16 protein-coding genes are annotated in these 17,216 nt (G+C 64.5%); 5 read left to right on the top strand and 11 right to left on the bottom strand.

Annotated features, from left to right (window positions below; genetic code table 11):
• Nucleotides 1–15: 15 nt before the first annotated feature.
• From AB1446_01305 to AB1446_01255, 11 genes are all read right to left on the bottom strand, one after another.
• On the bottom strand, nt 16–1,098 hold the full coding sequence (locus AB1446_01305) for a glycosyltransferase (protein MEW6545541.1): 1,083 nt from the start codon (nt 1,096–1,098) through the stop codon (nt 16–18).
• On the bottom strand, nt 1,095–1,844 hold the full coding sequence (locus AB1446_01300) for a glycosyltransferase (GenBank protein MEW6545540.1): 750 nt from the start codon (nt 1,842–1,844) through the stop codon (nt 1,095–1,097). Before AB1446_01300 ends, AB1446_01305 begins: the two co-directional genes overlap by 4 nt.
• Nucleotides 1,820–2,911: a glycosyltransferase family 4 protein gene (locus AB1446_01295; protein MEW6545539.1), complete on the bottom strand. Its 1,092-nt coding sequence runs from the start codon at nt 2,909–2,911 to the stop codon at nt 1,820–1,822. Before AB1446_01295 ends, AB1446_01300 begins: the two co-directional genes overlap by 25 nt.
• Nucleotides 2,908–5,229 (bottom strand): glycosyltransferase, encoded by a 2,322-nt coding sequence (locus AB1446_01290; protein ID MEW6545538.1) that lies wholly within the window; start codon nt 5,227–5,229, stop codon nt 2,908–2,910. Before AB1446_01290 ends, AB1446_01295 begins: the two co-directional genes overlap by 4 nt.
• A complete protein-coding gene (locus AB1446_01285; GenBank protein MEW6545537.1) occupies nt 5,220–5,993 on the bottom strand; it encodes a glycosyltransferase family 2 protein in 774 nt (257 codons plus the stop codon). Before AB1446_01285 ends, AB1446_01290 begins: the two co-directional genes overlap by 10 nt.
• Nucleotides 5,990–6,781 (bottom strand): glycosyltransferase, encoded by a 792-nt coding sequence (locus AB1446_01280; protein ID MEW6545536.1) that lies wholly within the window; start codon nt 6,779–6,781, stop codon nt 5,990–5,992. Before AB1446_01280 ends, AB1446_01285 begins: the two co-directional genes overlap by 4 nt.
• A complete protein-coding gene (locus AB1446_01275) occupies nt 6,778–7,308 on the bottom strand; it encodes a hypothetical protein (GenBank protein ID MEW6545535.1) in 531 nt (176 codons plus the stop codon). The genes AB1446_01280 and AB1446_01275 overlap by 4 nt, the downstream gene beginning before the upstream one ends.
• 2 nt (nt 7,309–7,310) lie before the next feature.
• Nucleotides 7,311–8,303: a GDP-mannose 4,6-dehydratase gene (locus AB1446_01270; GenBank protein ID MEW6545534.1), complete on the bottom strand. Its 993-nt coding sequence runs from the start codon at nt 8,301–8,303 to the stop codon at nt 7,311–7,313.
• Nucleotides 8,291–9,403, bottom strand: a complete 1,113-nt coding sequence (locus AB1446_01265; GenBank protein ID MEW6545533.1) for a sugar phosphate nucleotidyltransferase — start codon at nt 9,401–9,403, stop codon at nt 8,291–8,293. Before AB1446_01265 ends, AB1446_01270 begins: the two co-directional genes overlap by 13 nt.
• Nucleotides 9,404–9,506: 103 nt before the next feature.
• Nucleotides 9,507–10,100: a hypothetical protein gene (locus AB1446_01260; protein ID MEW6545532.1), complete on the bottom strand. Its 594-nt coding sequence runs from the start codon at nt 10,098–10,100 to the stop codon at nt 9,507–9,509.
• Nucleotides 10,101–10,102: 2 nt separating this feature from the next.
• Nucleotides 10,103–10,585, bottom strand: a complete 483-nt coding sequence (locus tag AB1446_01255) for a methyltransferase domain-containing protein (protein ID MEW6545531.1) — start codon at nt 10,583–10,585, stop codon at nt 10,103–10,105.
• A gap of 408 nt (nt 10,586–10,993) precedes the next feature.
• Between AB1446_01255 and AB1446_01250 the strand changes: the two genes are divergently transcribed.
• The 5 genes from AB1446_01250 to AB1446_01230 all read left to right on the top strand — a co-directional run bounded on the left by AB1446_01250 (nt 10,994) and on the right by AB1446_01230 (nt 17,204).
• Nucleotides 10,994–12,091 (top strand): BMP family ABC transporter substrate-binding protein, encoded by a 1,098-nt coding sequence (locus tag AB1446_01250; GenBank protein ID MEW6545530.1) that lies wholly within the window; start codon nt 10,994–10,996, stop codon nt 12,089–12,091.
• Nucleotides 12,092–13,621 carry an ABC transporter ATP-binding protein gene (locus tag AB1446_01245; protein ID MEW6545529.1) on the top strand — a complete coding sequence of 510 codons (1,530 nt, stop codon included), beginning with the start codon at nt 12,092–12,094 and terminating at the stop codon, nt 13,619–13,621.
• Between the two features lie 48 nt (nt 13,622–13,669).
• Nucleotides 13,670–14,788: an ABC transporter permease gene (locus AB1446_01240; protein ID MEW6545528.1), complete on the top strand. Its 1,119-nt coding sequence runs from the start codon at nt 13,670–13,672 to the stop codon at nt 14,786–14,788.
• Nucleotides 14,788–15,699 (top strand): ABC transporter permease, encoded by a 912-nt coding sequence (locus AB1446_01235; protein ID MEW6545527.1) that lies wholly within the window; start codon nt 14,788–14,790, stop codon nt 15,697–15,699. Before AB1446_01240 ends, AB1446_01235 begins: the two co-directional genes overlap by 1 nt.
• 86 nt (nt 15,700–15,785) lie before the next feature.
• Complete coding sequence (locus AB1446_01230; GenBank protein ID MEW6545526.1) at nt 15,786–17,204, top strand: thymidine phosphorylase; 1,419 nt, start codon at nt 15,786–15,788, stop codon at nt 17,202–17,204.
• Nucleotides 17,205–17,216: the final 12 nt, after the last annotated feature.

Below are 17,216 nucleotides of genomic sequence, written 5' to 3'. Positions count from 1 at the left end.
GGGCGTGCTGAGCGCTCAGGCCGTCCCGGCTCTGGTGCCGATAGCTGCGCGGTAGACGTCGATATGACGACGGGCCACGGTGGGCCACGCGTTCTCCCGCACCAGCCCATCCTGCAACTCGATCATCCGGAGGGCTTCACCGTCCAGGCTGAGCAGCATGCGGAGCCTTTCCTCTAGAGCACCGAGGTCACCAAACGGTACCTTCAGTTCTGCGGGCAAGTCGTGAAACAGCAGGACGTCGGTCAGAACCACCGGACGGTGAGCCGCAAGAGCCAGGCGCGCCCCCGCCGAGGAGACGCCTCGTACCCCGAACTCGGGGTAATACAGTACCACCACGTCTCCGGCCTGGAGGAGGTCGAACAGAGCATCAGGGGGGAGGAAATCCCCCGCGTAGACGAGGTGGCTTTCCAGGCCGAGGCGCCGGGCTGCCTCGTACACCGGGGGCATGCGCGCGGGGGGCGCGGCGATGGCGTAGGTGAGGTGCGGGTAGGCATCCAGCAGATAGGCGAGCGCTTCCAGCACGGTCTCGTGAGCGGTCCTCCCCAACCCGAATGAGGTGAGGACCGGGTTTCCCGGGAGGCCGAGGCGGGTTCGCACGGCCCGGGCAGGTTGATCGGCACGGAGGTGGCAGCCCGGCGGGATGACGTGGACGGGGACGCTGCGTATCATTTCGGCCAGGACCCGGTTGTGCACGATGCTCCGGCGCACCGAAGTCAGGGGAAATTCGGGCGGGATGCAGGGATCGTGAAACGTGACTACCAGGGGCGCGGCCTGCGCCAGCCGGGGAAGGTGTTCGAGGAAGGGAGGAGCGTAAATGAAGCTCTGATACTGCAGGTGCAGGACATCTATGCGGTGGTTTTTCACAGCGGTCAGAGCGGTTCCCGGGTCAACGCCCCGTTCGCGGTGCCAGCCCGTGTAGAAGAACCGGTGCACCAGGGCGTCGTCGGTGGCCCAGGGTACCGGCTGCACCGGGTAGCTGGCCAGGACGATTACCTGGCACCCAGCCGCGCGCAGGACTGTGGCCAGATCCCGGCTGTACTCGGATACCCCGCACCTGGCGTTCCAGGTGGTGATCAATCCCACGGTCAGACCCTTCACTGCCCTGATTCCCCCTGGCGATATACCTCCAGCACCAGGTGCTTGAACGGCTCCCACTTGTCGATCAGCATCTGGTTCATGCGGGCGATGTGGGCGTGCACGTCGGTCACCCCGGGGAATCCCGTCTTGTGCTCGTGGTGGACCACAGGGACGGGGGTCACTACCAGCCGGTAACCGAGGAGCTTGACGCGCAGGCAGTAGTCGGCTTCCTCATTCCAGGCGGGGTAAAAGGTGGGGTCAAGAAAGCCGATGTAGTACACCAGGTTGCGCATGAGGAGGCAGTACCCCACCAGGACGTCTACCTTCTGGCCGGTAGCCTGCTCGGACGGCCACCCTTTGGTGTGAAAGAGATGGCCCCAGTCCCGGCGGTACGCGACGCCTTCCGGCCCCGTCGCGCCTACCGCCGGGTCCTCCAACGCTTTGATCAGGGTGTCGAGCCATCCTGCCCCGACCTCGGCGTCGTTGTCCACCCAGGCAATGAACTCCCCCCTCGCCACCTCCATGGCGAAAGTCCGCGCATAGCCGCCGTAGTTGCGCTCCTTGAGGATGGCCTTGACGTGCTGGTGCTGTTGGGCCAGCTCCTGAAAGTAGGTACCCGTCCCGTCAGTCGACCCGTTGTCAACCAGCAACAACTCGTAGGGGGGCCCGGTGTGAGCGAGTATGGCCTGCACTGCCCGGCGCGTCCAGTGAATGCCGTTGTGGGCGATGACTACGACAGAGGTCAGTCCTGACTCGAAATGTCCCACGGTCTCTCCTCCCCGGAGGGTTCCTGTGCCCAGCGGTCGAACTGCTCCACCCATTCCTGCACGATGTGAGCGTACGTGTACCTGGCCTGTACCCGGGTGCGGGCCTGGCGGGCCATTTGCTCGAGCCAGGTCTGGTTCCCCAGGAGGGTCAATACCGCTTGCGCGAAACGGGTATAGAAGGCGGGCTGACCGGGGGTTTCCCGCACCAGGACGCCAGAGTAGCCGTCGGCTACGGTGGTCTCGAGGGCTCCCAGGGCGGTGGCCACCGTGGGGGTGCCGGCTGCCTGGCACTCGATGGAGGCCAGACAGAACAGTTCCGCCACCGTGCAGGGGTACACGTGCAAAACGCTGGTCTTTTGCTCCTGGATCAAGCGGGGGCGCGGTACGTTGCCCAGGAACTCCACCCCCGGCAGATGTGCGAAGAGTTCCCGGTATCCTTCGGTGCCGGGAGGCCGGCCCCACAGGGAATAGTCACTGGTGATCACCAGGCGGGCGTAGGGAAATACTTCCCGGATGCGGGGGAAGATGGAAGCCAGGTAGGGCAGGCCTCGGCCCGGCACCGAACAGTAGATGAGTTTTCCCGCCTCTTTGGGGAGGGGTTGAGCGTACTCTTCCCAATCCACTCCCAGGCGTGTCTCATAGATCTTTGCCGGGGGAATTCCCGATCGGCGCTGCAGTTCGGCAGTGTGGAAGGGGCTGATGGTGAACACCGCCCTCACGTAAGGGAGCACTTCGCTCCAGTCTTTCACCAGGACGGCATCCTCTTCTATTGACCAGTAGATTTTGACCGGCGCTTTGACCCGCTTGAGGTCGGGTGCCCTCCCGCGCATAACGATGAAAACATCCCACGGCTCCTCGTAGTCGAACGAGTCCAGCCTGCGGTACTGCACGCCGTGGAATTTCCCTTCCCGTCGCGTGCGGTTGAACACGGTGACCCGGTGATCGCGGGCCAGTTGCCTCGAGATGAGAATGAGCGCGGTTTCCGTGCCTCCCACGCCCGCGCTGTCCAGGTCCTCGTCGTTCCAATCCCATTCCGCAGGGTAGGCGTAGTAGAACGCAATCTTCATGCCCAATCACCTCCGGTGCCCTGGACCGCCCGGTACAGGTTCACGTGACGGCGGGCACACAGTTCCCATGAGTTTTCCTCCACGTAGCGATCGGCAGCTGCTACCGTAAGGGCGGCCAACCCGGGATGGGACAGCACGAAGGCAATTGCATCGGCTATGGCCTCCGGGCTGGACTCCGAAATCTTCAGTACCTCCTCGCCCAGGTCGCGGAAAAAGGGCACATCTGTGGTGATCACCGGTCGACGGGCGGCCATCAACAGGCGAACCGCCGCCGAAGTGGACCAGTAACCGCAATCCTCGTAGGGAAGTACGTTCACGTCCATCGCGTGCAGGTGCGCTACCAGTTGCTCCTCCGGTTCAAGACGCAGGTGCAGGGAAACGACCCCCTCGAGACCCCGGGCACCACATTCGTGCAGGAAGTGTTCCAGGTAGCTAGCGGACGGGATACCGGAACCCACCGGGCTGAAAACGTGGCACCTGATCCGCGGATAGACGCTCCGCAGCCGGGCGGCTGCTGTGGCCAGGGCTAGCAATCCTTTGTGCCAGTGCATGAGGCCGGCAAAACCGATGTGGGGACCCTCGCCCAGCCCCAGCCTCTCCGCCGCAGCCGATCGGGCCGGCAGGGAGAATCGCTTAACCCCCATGGGAATGACGTGCAGGCCATCAGGGCTCCAGCCGCTGGATGTGAGCTTCTGCCGCGTGGGCTCCGAGTGAACGATGAGGGGGCGCACGTCCCGCAACATGGCGTTGTGGCGAACTGCCTCCTCGGTGTAAGAGTGCAGGGTGAGTACGAGAGGAACGTGCATGGTCTGGAGCCGAGCGAGGATGGCCCGTAAAGCTTCGAGTTCGTACAGGCTGTACTCGTACTGAAGGTGGACCACTTCGCCCGGGGCGACCAGGCTGGCCAAACCATCGGTACTGACATGCTCTTTCCCTGCCACTCGTGCCCGGCACCCCACGGCCTGCAGGGCCGCAGCCAGCGATCTGGTATACTCAGCCACTCCACATATCTCGCCCCAACTGGGGACTACGAGGAGTACCGCCGGCGAGCCATCACCCCCTTTTGGCGGATTCGGGGCGCGCTGGGAGAGCGCGGTTGGGGATGCCCCGCCTTCGGCTGCTTCCGACCGGGCACCGGGGGGAGTCCAGGACCACTTCCCCCAGAAGGTGCGCAGGGGCGAGGTCCGTGTTGTCCGGCGTGGCCGGGCGTCTAGCTCCTTCAACCTCTCCAGCATAGCCGCGGCGCAGCGGTCCCAGGTGAGTTTAGTGGAGACCTGCCTCCTGCCGCGCTCGGCCCGGGCGCGGGCCTCTTCCGGGTGGTCGTATACCCAGCGCATTAGGTGGGCCAGGTGCTCTATGGAGGGACGCGCCCAGCGGGCCCCGCGATACACTTCGTCTGCGGGGTGGCCGGGCCAGGCTGCCGGCTCCAGGTCCTCGATTTCCACCAGGTAGGCATTGTCGTCGTCCAGGTAATCCAGGTGCCCCGACCAGCGCGTGGTGATTACAGGGACCCCGCACGCCAGTGCCTCCAGTGCCGGCAAGTTCCAGCCTTCACCCCGGGAGGGCAGGACGAAGCAGTCTGCGGCTGCATACAGAGACGGGACCTGGTTCTGGGGGATGACTCCGGGCAGCACCAGTACCGGGGGCCGCTCCCCCTTGCTTCCCTGCAACATGGTCTGGATGCAGTCCCGGATCGTCCGCCCGGAGGCATCGTAGTCGGGGCCGTTGGAGTGCGTCTTGATGGCCAGGCACACGTTATCTCGGGCGGAGAAGGCACGGGTGAAGGCCCGCAGCAGCAGGTCCCACCCTTTGCGCGGGGTCCATTCGAACACCGAGAGGAATACGAACGCGCGCCGGCCGGGCAGGGGGAGGGACGGGACACCGGGATGAAAACGGGAGGTGTCTACGCCCAGGGGAAACACCTTGACCTTTTCCGGCGGCATCCCGCTCTCGACGAAGGTGCGGGCGTTGAAGGACGAGGGTACCCATGTCTCGTCCATGTCGAGGCAGGCGTCAACCCAGCGCGGCGGGACCCGGTCGCACTCCAGCATGGTCAACCCCACGGAGGGCCGGCCGGGCTCACGGGTGAACAGGGGTGGGATGCCGATGGAGAGTACGGGCCCGGTGGCGTGACGACCGGCCCGGAAGCTGTTAAGGAGGTACCCGACCTCGGGCAGGAGGTCGGGGCGCGGTACGCCCCAGGCCACGGGATGGGTACGGACCTGGGCGCCGAGGCGGTGGAACGCGAGGGCTATCTCCCTGGCAATCTCCGCGTACCCCGTGGCGTCGTCCAGAGGCCCTACGATGGTTACCTGCAACCCCAGTCACCTTCCGGGTCGGGAGGAGGCTTGCGGAATAGCTTCTCGCCCCGGGCCGCGCGCTCGGCGGCCCTCGTCTCGATGTAGTCACGGATAACCTCCGGGTGTGGGCGCCGGAAGGGGTAAAGGGGCCGGTCATCGAGGATGTGCTCCGGGTCCAGGCCGTCGTAAATGCCGGGATTGCCCTCCAGTTCCGCATACAGTTTCCAGCGTTCCAGGATGAGGGCGGGGTCTTTCGTGTAGCCGTAGTGGACGTAATACAGTCCGGAGTCGCGTACCCGGGGTCCTGCCCCCACCAGCACCTGGTGTACCGGACCCTGGTAGCGAACCCCCGGCAGGCGGCGGAAGAGAAATACCCGCTCGAACTGAGGATCGTACTCGCAGCAGTTTTGCATGTAGTAGTAGCTGCGCATCAGGTGGTAGTAACGGCAGGTATACGCATCCACATGGGGGTCACGCACCAGGCGCGGCACGACCTCCTCCACGTCGCGGTAGAACACCTCGTCGGCGCACATCACCATCACCCAGCCTCCCTGGCAGTGGGATATGGCCAGGTTGCGCAGGGCGGAGAAGTCGCGGGCGTCCGAATGGTATATGCGCACCTTGGGGAAGCTCCGCGCCACGTCCAGGGTGCCATCGGTAGACCCGTTATCCACCACCACGATCTCGTCCACCACGTTGTAGATAGACCGGATCGAGTAAGGAAGGAACTCCTCCTCGTTCAGCACCATGTAGGTGGCGCTCACCGTCGCTCGTGCGGTCATGGGATCATCACCGCCCGCTGAGATTCGGCGAGTTGCTCCTCGGGGTCAGGTGGCGGGGGGCGGTAGAGCTTGTATCCCCGGGCTGCCAGTTGAGCGGCACGGGATTGCACGTAGGCGTGGATGACCTCCGGGTGCGGCCGCCGGAACGGGTACAGTGGCCGACCGTCCAGGATGTGGTCCGGGTCTCGACCGTCGTAAATGCCCGGATTGCCCTCGAGTTCTGCATATAGTTTCCAGCGTTCCAGTATCCGGGCGGGGTCTTTCGCGTAGCCGTAGTGTACGTAATGAAGGCCGGAGTCACGGATATTTGGCCCCAGCCCCACCAGCCTCTCGTGCACCGCCCCCACGTAGTGCACCCCGGGAGTACCCCGGAACAGAAAGATCCGGCGGTATCGGGGGTCCTTGTCCTGGCGGTTCTGCATGTAGTAGAAGCTCCTCATTAGGTGATAGAACCAGCAGGTGTACCCGTCCACCCCGGGTACCTCCAGCAGGCGTGGTACAACTTCCTCCACGTCGGAATAGAACACCTCGTCGGCGTCCAGCGTCATGACCCAGTCACTCTGTACCTTGGACAGGGCCAGATTGCGCAGCATAGAGAAATCCTTGCCAGGGCATGTGTAGAGACGGACACGGGAAAATGCGCGAGCGATTTGGGGTGTTCGGTCGCGCGAGCCATTATCGACCACCACCACCTCGTCGGCCACGCTGTAAACGGACCTCAGGGAGAAGGGGAAGAACTCTTCGTCGTCTTTGACCACGTAGGTGACGGTGAGACCAGGGCGGCTCATTTACGATCCTCCCCGCTCGAGGAGTCCTCGATGTGCCTCAGGGACACCCACGATATCCACAGTACGGACGGGAGGGTTTCGGGGGAATCATGTACGCCGCAGGCGACCTTGAGCCGGCTCACCCCTGGTGGTATGACGACCAGCCCCCCGTAACGCTGCATCTGGGTGGTCGAGGTGAACTTGAGGTGATATTCGGACAGGTAACGGAGGGTGTCATCCATGAAGACGGCTATCAGACGCAAGGGGACACCAGGTTGTTCCGTCTTCATCCATGCGGAGAGTTCCCACGCCTCGCCCGCCCGCACGGGGATGGCGTAGCACTGATCCTGGACTATCCCCACCATGCTGCGGGTATAGGAGGTGTTGCGAACCTTCACCGTGTGCTGCCCCAGCACGGGGTACTCCGTGGACCACTCCCAACGGGTGCCCTGGTCGCCGTTGACCGGCACCCATCCCATGGGGAACTCGGCATTTGCAGCCTCAATGTCGAAGTAGCCGTTGAAGGCCATGTTCTTTCCCCGCACCATCGCTAACCCTCTCCCTCGGTACCGGTGGGTGTGGCGTTCCGAGCCACCCGTTCCCGCCAGTAGTCGAGCAGGTCGGCGAGGGTTTGCTCGAGCGGGATGGCGGGCACCCAACCCGTGCACTCGCGGAGCCGGGATGCGTCACCCAGAAGCAGGGGGACGTCGGACGGGCGCAGGCGCGCGGGGTCGACCTCTACTTTTATCCGGCAGCGTGCCCGCGCCAGTACCAGGTCCAGCACCTCGCGCATGGATACGCACCTGCCCGATGCGATGTTGTATACCTGCCCCGGCTCCCCCATCTCCAGGGCCAGCCAGTATGCCCGCACCGTATCGCGTACGTCGGTCAGGTCCCGCCGGGCTTCCAGGTTCCCGCACCGCAACACAGGGGGCGCCAGCCCGCACTCTATTTCGGCCACCTGCCGGCAGAAACTCGAGGTGGCAAAGGCTTCGCCCCGCCGGGGACCAGTGTGATTGAATGCCCGCGTGCGTATGATGTGCAGGCCGTAGGAGGCGTGGTACTGCCATCCGAGCAGGTCCTGGGCCACCTTGCTCACCCCGTAGGGGCTGAGAGGCCGCAAGGGGTTTTCTTCCCGGATGGGCGTCTCCTCTGGGTACACCAGGCCGTACTCTTCGGAAGAGCCGGCCACCTGGATGCGGGCGCCCGGGCATTCCTGACGAGTAGCCTCCAGCAGGTTGATCTGGGAAAGCACGTTGGTGGTGAACGTTTCCTCCGGTGCCGCCCAGGACGCGGGGACGAAACTCTGGGCGGCGAGGTGAAACACCCGGTTCGGCCTGACCTCGGCGATCATACTCCGCACTGCGAAGGGGTCACGGAGGTCGCACTCCACCAGGCGTACCTTACCGGTGAGGTGAACGATGTTATCGAGGCGGCTGCGGATACGCACCGTGCCGTATACCTCCACCCCGGGCTGGGACAGGGCATATTCCGCCAGGTGACTGCCCGCGAACCCGGTGATCCCGGTGATCAGCACCCGCATGGCCTGTTCCCCCCGTCAGTGGTGGTCTGTTCCGCGGGGAGGTGGTCCATCGCCCGCACCAGGTTAGCGAGCCTGCGGCAGTGACGGCGGGTGCAAACCAGCAACCGGTCTCCCGAGCCGGCGATGATGAGGTTTCTGGCCCCGGCGATGATGGCTGCTCTGCCCTCCCAGTCCACCAGGACACCCCGGCAATCTTGGAGCAGAGCGTTCCCGCGGCAACGGTTGCCGTGGGCATCCTCCGGCAAGATCCTCTCCATCGCCAGCCAGTTTCCCAGATCATCCCATTCGAACCGGGCGGGAACCACCGCCAGGCCCTCTCGGATCTTCTCCATTACGCCATGGTCGACAGAAGTGGCGGGCATGGAGGGGTAGATCATCCTTAGCAGATCCTCGCGCGCGGACGGCGGCGTCCTGGCAACCTGTTGCAGCGCCCGGGCATGTTGGGGCAGGTGCTGAGCGAGCCGGGCGAGGAAGACCGATACCTTCCAGGCGAATATGCCGGCATTCCAGAGGTGCCTGCCATCCCGGTAGATGCGCCGGGCCACCGGCAGGCTTGGCTTTTCCCGGAAGCCCTCCACCGCGTACACGGGGAAAGGCCACCCATCCAGTTGCTGGCCGAGTTTCACGTACCCGTAAGCTGTTTCCGGGCGCGTGGGCTCGAGGCCGATGGTCACCAGCAGTCCCTCCTGGGCCACCAGGGAAGCCTCCTGAAGCGTCCGGGCAAATTGCTGTTCGTCCTTCACCAGGTGGTCGGCGGGAAGCACCAACTGCACCGTATCCGTGCCTTCCCACTGTCCCATGACGCAGGCCAGCCCTATGGCACCGGCGGTACCGCGCGGGGCCGGCTCCAGGATGAGATTGCCGGGAGGCAGGTCAGGTAGCTGATCGCGTACCTGGCTGGCATATGCAGCTAAGGTAACGACCCAGATGCGCTCCGGGGGTAGTACTTGTGTGAGCCGCTTGAAGGTTGCCTGCAGAAGGGATTGATCTCCGCCGCCCAGGCGGAGGAACTGTTTTGGCCGCTCGGGCAAACTCTTGGGCCAGAGCCTCTCGCCTTGACCGCCGGCAAGAATCAGCCCCACCACGTTGCCGGCGGGCAACCCTTTTCCTCCTCTTTCCACAGAGGGAATTCACCTCACCTCGGGCTCCTCCAGGACTCAGGGAAACTCCCCATGCATCGTATGCCGGTCCATCTGGCGATGGTTACATAATGCGGGGCTCGCAGAATCCTGCCACGGGGATTAGCAGACGGACCCGGCCGGCTACTTCCACCTGCACGCACAGGTCGATTTCGCAGCAGACCTGGGGTTGAACGCCGTCCACGACCAGGCACCAGGTCCCCTCGCACCACAGCACCTCACAGGAGGGGTCGGTTCCGTCGGGCGCATAAAGGACCACGTTTCGGACCAGGGCGAACGTGGCAGGGAACCTGCACCGTTCCAGACCGTACTGGTTGAGGACTATGATCTCGAGGGTTACCGTCACCAGCACGGTGAGAACCTTGAACCCCGGGCCGTGGGGCGGTGGAGCCGGCACCGCATCCAGGATACGGCAGGAAACGCCGGTCACTCGCAGCGTTGCCGTGCTTCCCAGGGGCAGGGGAAACGGTCCGCACGGGTCTTCGGGGATCGGAAAACACTGGCTGCGTGTCTCCTGGAAGGTACACTGGTCGAAGACTTTGGTGGTTTGCACGCACTCCACTGCTGTGGGAGGCCGGTTGGTGATCCGGGCAGTGGGGGGTTGGTTGTTCTCCCGGGCAGTGCGCCCCGGGACCGCATGAGCCGTCGGCAATGTCATGGTCATTCATTCCCTCCCGCCTTGTAAGCGCGCAGGCATATCACCTCATCGTCCCGGCCGCTGATGGGCTCGACACGGGCAAACCCGGCTTCCATCAGGGCGGCGGTCAGGCTGTCCAGACTGAAGCCGACGAAGTGATAGTCGTCGGGGTGTTCTTGCTTGCCGTACACCCAGATCTCGAAACGCCCAAAGTCCCAGCCCGGCCTGCCCTCGACGTAGGCCAGGGCGTATCCGTGCAGGTTGGGACCGTAGATAAAGAGAAATCCCCCCGGCTTCAGGGCACGCAGCCACTCCCGGAGGACCGGTATCACCTCCGCCCGCGGGAAGTGCTCCAACAGGTTGTAGGCCGCGATCTCGTCTACGGTGCCGTCGGCAAAGGGAAGATGCCGGGCATCGGCCACATATTCGATGTGATCCAGGGGTCTCTTGTCCAGATGTTCGTAACCGGGCAGAGGGTGTTCGCCGGCCCCTACTTCCAGGCGCACTTTCTCTCCTCTTCCCACGGAGCTTCGCCTGCGCCAGTGGACGTACGACGCCCCGCCTATTTGGCTACAGTGGCCGCGGGAGAAGCTCCTGACGTAGTGCTGTAGACATAATATGATCGCTGCGGTGCATCTGCTATCAGCAACCACTCCGGCAGCAGCATCCGGTCTTGCCTGGGAAAGCCAAGCTGCCCCTGGGTGCCGTCGCGTGATGCGTTGCGGAGCATGTCCTGAGAACGCCCGGGCCTCACCCCGGTAGCACTGCGGCGCCCGCCCGTCCCGGGTGCCGAGCGGCGCCCACGCGTTGCGCCGGCCCCGGTAAGCCGGCAGGATTTTGCCTGACAGACGGGGAACTTTTTGTTACTTGGTATGGGGTCGAGCCCATCATGTGAAGAGGGGGGTCGATGGGGAATGGCATGGCGAAGGTTGCTGGTAGTGGGGTTTCTGCTGATCTTTGCCGCGGCGACGCTGGGTGCTGGTTGCGCCAAGAAGGAGGCGCCCGCTCCTGCCCCCGCGCAGCCGGAGAAGCCCAAGCCGCTCCGGGTGGGGTTGGTGTTCGACATCGGCGGCCGGGGCGACCTGTCATTCAACGATGCGGCATATGCGGGGTTGGAAAGAGCCCAGAAAGAGTTCGGAGACAAGATCGAAACGAAGTACCTCGAGCCTTCTGCGGGCGGCGAGAACCGGGAGCAACTCCTGCGCCTGCTGGCAGAGGATAAGTTCGACCTCATCTTCGGAGTCGGCTTCATGTTCACTGACCACGTTGCGAAGGTGGCGAAAGAGTTCCCGGGCACCAAGTTCGGGCTCATCGACGGTTTTATCGGCGACCTTACCGAGGCCTCCAACATTTCCTGCTTGCTGTTCAAGGAGAATGAGGGCTCCTTCCTGGTGGGTGCGGCCGCCGGGCTGAAGACGAAGACGAACAAGATCGGTTTCGTCGGAGGCATGAAGATCCCGCTCATCGAGAAGTTCGAGGCGGGATACATCGCCGGCGCCAAGTACGTGAACCCCAAGGTGGAGGTATTCAGCGACTACATCGGCACCACGGGCGAGGCGTTCAAGGATCCCGTGAAGGGCAAGGAACTCACCCTTTCCCAGATCAAGAAAGGCGCCGACATCGTCTACCACGCCTCCGGTGCCTCGGGGATCGGCGTGATCGAGGCGGGTGCCTCCCAGAAGAAGCTGGTCATCGGGGTGGATTCCGACCAGTCCCTCACGGCCAAGCCCGAGCAGCGCCCGTACATCCTGACCAGCATGCTGAAGCGGGTGGATGTGGCGGTATTCGAAACCATCAAGGCCACCCTGGAAAACAAGTTCCAGGGTGGGTACCGGGTGTTCGGGGTGGCTGAGGACGGCGTGGGTTACGCCGTTAACGAGTACAACCAGGAGATGCTCAAGGACATCCGGGACAGGCTGGAGGAACTGAAGAAGAAGATCATCAGCGGCGAGATAAAGGTGCCGGCGGACAAGAAGGAGCTGGCCGAGTTCGAAAAGAATCTGCCCAAGTAAATGGCGTTGATCGAACTTAGAGACCTGACCAAGCGCTTCCCGGGGGTCGTGGCCAACGACCACATATCCCTGGGAATCGACAAGGGCGAGATCCACGCCCTGGTGGGGGAGAACGGTGCCGGCAAGAGCACCCTGATGAAGATCCTCGCCGGCCTTTACCAGCCGGACGCGGGGGAAATCCGGCTGGGCGGCAAACGGGTGGTGATCGACAGTCCCCGCCGGGCCATTGAACTGGGGATCGGCATGGTGCACCAGCACTTCATGCTGATCCCCCGTTTTACCGTTCTGGAGAACATCGTGCTGGGATCGGAACCCGCCCGGGCGGGGGTCTTGCGGGGGCGAGACGCGCACAGGGTCGTGGAGGATCTCTGCCGGCGGTACGAGTTTGTCCTGGACGTCGCTGCCCGGGTAGGCGAACTCTCGGTGGGGCAGCAGCAACGGGTGGAAATCCTCAAGGTCCTGTACCGGGGTGCGGAAATCCTGATCCTGGACGAGCCCACCGCCGTCCTGGCTCCCCAGGAAGTGCGGGAGTTGTTCGTGAACCTGCGCAACCTGCGCGACCAGGGCAAGACCATCATCTTCATCAGTCACAAGCTGGATGAGGTGCTGGAGATAGCAAGCCGTATATCGGTGCTACGCCGGGGTGTCCTGGTGGACACGGTGCCCAGGGAGAAGGCCACAAAGGACGATCTGGCCCGCATGATGGTGGGCAGGCCCGTACTGTTCGAACTGGCGCGTGGTCCCTACCGGCCGGGGGAGGACTGCCTGCTGGTCGAAGACCTCACGGTGCCGGGCAGGGGAGGGCGCCCGGCAGTGCGGGGGCTCAGCCTGCGGGTGAAGGCCGGGGAGATCTACGGCATCGCCGGGATAGAGGGCAACGGCCAGTCGGAACTGGTGGAAGCCCTGACCGGTCTGCGCAAGCCGTCCGGGGGACGCATGCTGGTGCGCGGCCACCCCATTGGCGATCGGACGGTGCGGCAAATACGGGAACTGGGTATGGCCCACATACCCGAAGACCGCCACCGGCGCGGTCTCATCCTGACCATGACCGTCTGGGAAAACGGCGTCCTGGGCCTGCACAGATCCAGGCGTTTTTCCCTGCCCTACCGGCTCGACCTCAGGTCTGCCAGGACCCACGCCCGTACCCTGGTGAACGGGTTCGACATCCGGGTGCCCGCCCTGGATATTCCGGTGCGTAACCTGTCGGGTGGCAACCAGCAGAAGCTGATCCTGGCCCGCGAGTTGACGCGGGAGCCTTCCCTCATCGTCGCCTCCCAACCCACCAGGGGCCTGGACATCGCCGCGACGGAATTCGTGCGCCAGCAGTTGCTGCTGGCACGGGACCACGGCCGGGCCGTATTGCTGGTATCGGCCGACCTGGAGGAGGTGCTCTCCCTCAGCGACCGGGTGGGGGTCATGTACAACGGGGAACTGGTGGCCGAGTTCCGTCCGGGCGAGGTCACCCCGGAGCAGATTGGCCACTACATGCTGGGCGGCAAAGGGCCGGGCCGGGGGATGGCGGGGTCATGAGTGGCGAGGAGATCGTGCGGTCATGATCGGCCGGGGGATGGGGCGGGTATGAGGAGAGGGTACAGGTATCTGGCTCTGGAGTTGGCATCCCCGCTTGTGGCCATAGGGTTCGCCGTCCTGGTGGGGGCCGTGGTCATGGCTGCCATCGGCAAAAACCCGGTGGAAGTGTACCGCACCATGTTCGTCTTTGCCCTCAGGCGGCTGGACAGCGTGGCCATCATCCTGTTCGGCGCCACCCCGCTCATTTTCTCGGGCCTGGCCGTAGCCGTCAGCTTCCGGGCCGGATTATTCAACATCGGGGTGGAAGGGCAATACCTCATCGGTACCTTCCTGGCCGCTTTGGCCGGATTTGCCCTCAAGGGGTTGCCGTCCTTCGTCCACCTGCCCCTGGTCATCGCCGTGGCCGCCTTGGGCGGCGTGCTCTGGGCGCTGTTGCCCGTTTACCTCAAGGTCAGGCGCGGGGTCCACGAGGTCATCAGCACCATTATGCTCAACTACATTGCCTTTTCCCTCATCCACTATCTGATCGCGGACGTGTTCATGGACAAACAGCAGGGTCTCATGCCGGGGGTGGGGAATCCGCTCATCAGGTTGCCCAGGATTGCTCCCAGCGCCCTCATGCCCAGGATGCACGGGTTCCTTTCCCTGTTCGGCGTTGATCTCCCCAACCACGTCTACCTTAACTGGTTCTTCCCCCTGGCCCTGCTCCTGGCAGGCGCCGTCCACTACCTCATCTGGAGGACCCCCTTCGGGTACGAGTTGCGCGCGGTGGGCCACAATCCCGCCGCGGCGGAGGCGGCGGGCATCCATCCCGCTTCCGTGTGCACGAAAGCGTTCTTGCTCAGCGGCCTCATCGCCGGGATGACCGGCCTGAGCGACCTCTTGTCGTACTTCGGATACATGGACCTGGATTTCCCCAAGGGCTACGGCTTCACGGGTATCGCGGTGGCGCTGATGGGCAAGAACAGCCCGCTGGGGATCGTCCTGGCAGCGCTGCTCTTCGGCTTTCTGAACCGGGGTGCGGAGGGAGTGCAGGCATTCGCGGGGGTGCCCATGGATACCGTGGTCATCCTGCAGGGGGTCATGATCCTCAGCATCGTGGTGGCCTCCGCGGTGATGAGCCGGTACATCCGCCGCCAGGAAAGGAAGGAGGCGTTACAGGGCTGATGGTCAGCGAACTTTTGGCTTCCGCCATCCGCATGGGACTGCCCGTACTCCTGGCGGCCCTGGGCGCTGTCTATTCCGAACGGGGTGGCGTGGTGAACATCGGCCTGGAGGGCATGATGATCACCGGGTCGTTCTGGGGAGCGGTGGGTGCCTACTATTGGGGCCCGCTGGCGGGCATGGCCCTCGCCGTGACGGCAGCGGTGGTCATGGCCCTCATCCACGCCGTGGTGACGGTGACTTTCCGGGTGGACCAGATCGTGAGCGGGGTGGCCCTCAACATCCTGGCCTATGGTGCCGCCCGCTTCTGCAGCATCACCCTGTTTCAGAAGGCCACCATGAGCCCCCATGTGCAGGGGTTCGAACCCATCAGCGTCCCCGGCCTCGACCAGATTCCCTGGCTGCGGCCCCTGGTGAGTAACGTATCCCCGCTGGTGGTGGTGGGCTTTCTCCTCGTCCCGCTTTCCTACTGGGTGATCGAGAAGACTGTGTTCGGGCTGCGGCTCCGTGCGGTGGGTGAGAATCCGCTGGCGGCCGACACCCTGGGATTGAAGGTGTACCACCTGCGTTACAGCGGGGTGCTCCTGAGCGGTGTCCTGGCTGGCCTAGCCGGGGCCTACCTTTCGGTGGAGCACACCGGGATGTACGTGGAGGGGATGACCCAGGGCAAGGGTTATATCGCCCTCGCGGCCATGATCTTCGGCAACTGGTCACCCGTGGGGGCCATGTGGGCGGCCCTGCTCTTTGGATTGGCGGAATCCCTCAGCTTCCGCGTGGTCCAGAGTGCCGTGGTGCCTTACCAGTTCATCAAAATGATCCCGTATGCCCTCACCCTGGTGGTGCTGGCCGGGGTGTTGAAGCGGACGACGCCCCCGGCGGCGGACGGCATCCCCTACGAGCGAGAAGAGGCGTGACGTGGTGGTGAGGCGACGGCAGAAACGCGCTGGACCCGGAGTTAGCCAGGTCCGTAGATATCGTGTGCCATGAGGAGGCGTCGGCGGTGCGGGCATATGACGTCATTCTGAAGAAGAGGGACGGAGGACGGCTGTCGCGCGAAGAGCTGGACTTCCTGGTGCAGGGGTTCGTGCGGGGTGAGCTGCCCGACTACCAGATGGCGGCCTTCCTGATGGCCGTGTACTTCCGGGGGATGGAGCCCCAGGAGGTGGCCGACCTGACCATGGCCATGGTGGATTCAGGCGACCGCGTCGACCTGAGTTCCGTCCCCGGAGTCAAGGTGGACAAGCACAGTACGGGAGGGGTGGGCGATAAGACCACCCTGGTGCTGGCCCCCCTGGTGGCGGCTGCAGGGGTGCCGGTGGCCAAGATGTCGGGCCGGGGCCTGGGCCACACGGGAGGCACCCTGGACAAGCTGGAATCCATCCCGGGGCTGAGGGTGGATCTGCCGCCGGAACGCTTCCTGGAGCAGGTGCGCGGCATCGGCCTGGCCGTGGTGGGGCAGAACCCACAGCTGGTTCCCGCCGACGGCAAGATTTACGCCCTGCGTGATGTAACCGCCACCGTCGACAGCCTTCCTCTGATAGCATCCAGCATCATGAGCAAGAAGATTGCCGCTGGTGCCGACGCCATCGTGCTCGATGTCAAAACGGGCAGGGGCGCCTTCATGAAGGATTTTGACGACGCGCTGGCTCTGGCCCGGATGATGGTGGGTATCGGGGAGTGGGCTGGGCGCCGGACGCGGGCAGTGATAACCGGCATGGATCAACCCCTCGGCTACGCGGTGGGGAACGCCCTGGAGCTGCGGGAGGCGGTGGCCACCCTGGCGGGGCAGGGCCCTGCCGACCTCAGGGAACTGTGCCTGGTGCTGGGCAGCCACATGCTGGTCCTGGGCCGGGCGGCCGCCAGTCTGGACGAGGCGCGAACACGTCTGGAGGAACTGCTGGATACGGGAGCAGCGCTCGCCAGGCTCCGGGCCATGGTAGAGGCCCAGGGCGGCGACCCCCGGGCTCTTGTGGCCGATCTGGGTGGTGCCGGGCTGATGCCGGTCTCAGGCGGCGGGGAAGGGCGAGGCGGCGATGCGGGGCGAGGCGGCGGGCCGGCACAGCAGGGAGGATTGCTGCCCATGGCCAGCCACATCCACCTTTTTCGTGCACGCGGGGGCGGGTACGTGACTCGGGTGGATGCGCTGCTGGTGGGCCGGGCGGCCATGGTGCTGGGGGCGGGCCGGGCCAGGAAGGAAGATCGCATCGACCCTTCCGTGGGCATCGTGCTTCGCCGCAAGGTGGGCGATGAGGTGTGCAGAGACGACGTGCTGGCGGAAGTTCATTACAACGACCCCTCCCGGTTGCCCCCCGCCCTGGCATTGCTGGGGGAAGCCTACCGCATCGAGGAGGAACGGCCGCCCGCACCACCGCTGGTTTTGGCCCTGGTAACCGCCGAGGGAATCCAGAGGTGTGGGTGAGGAGGTGGGGAC

The organism is Bacillota bacterium, assembly GCA_040757085.1.
Taxonomy (GTDB): Bacteria; Bacillota; Sulfobacillia; order JACIYH01; family JACIYH01; genus JACIYH01.
Note: the sequence above shows the minus strand (reverse complement) of the source record. Positions and strands in the feature narration are given on the sequence as shown.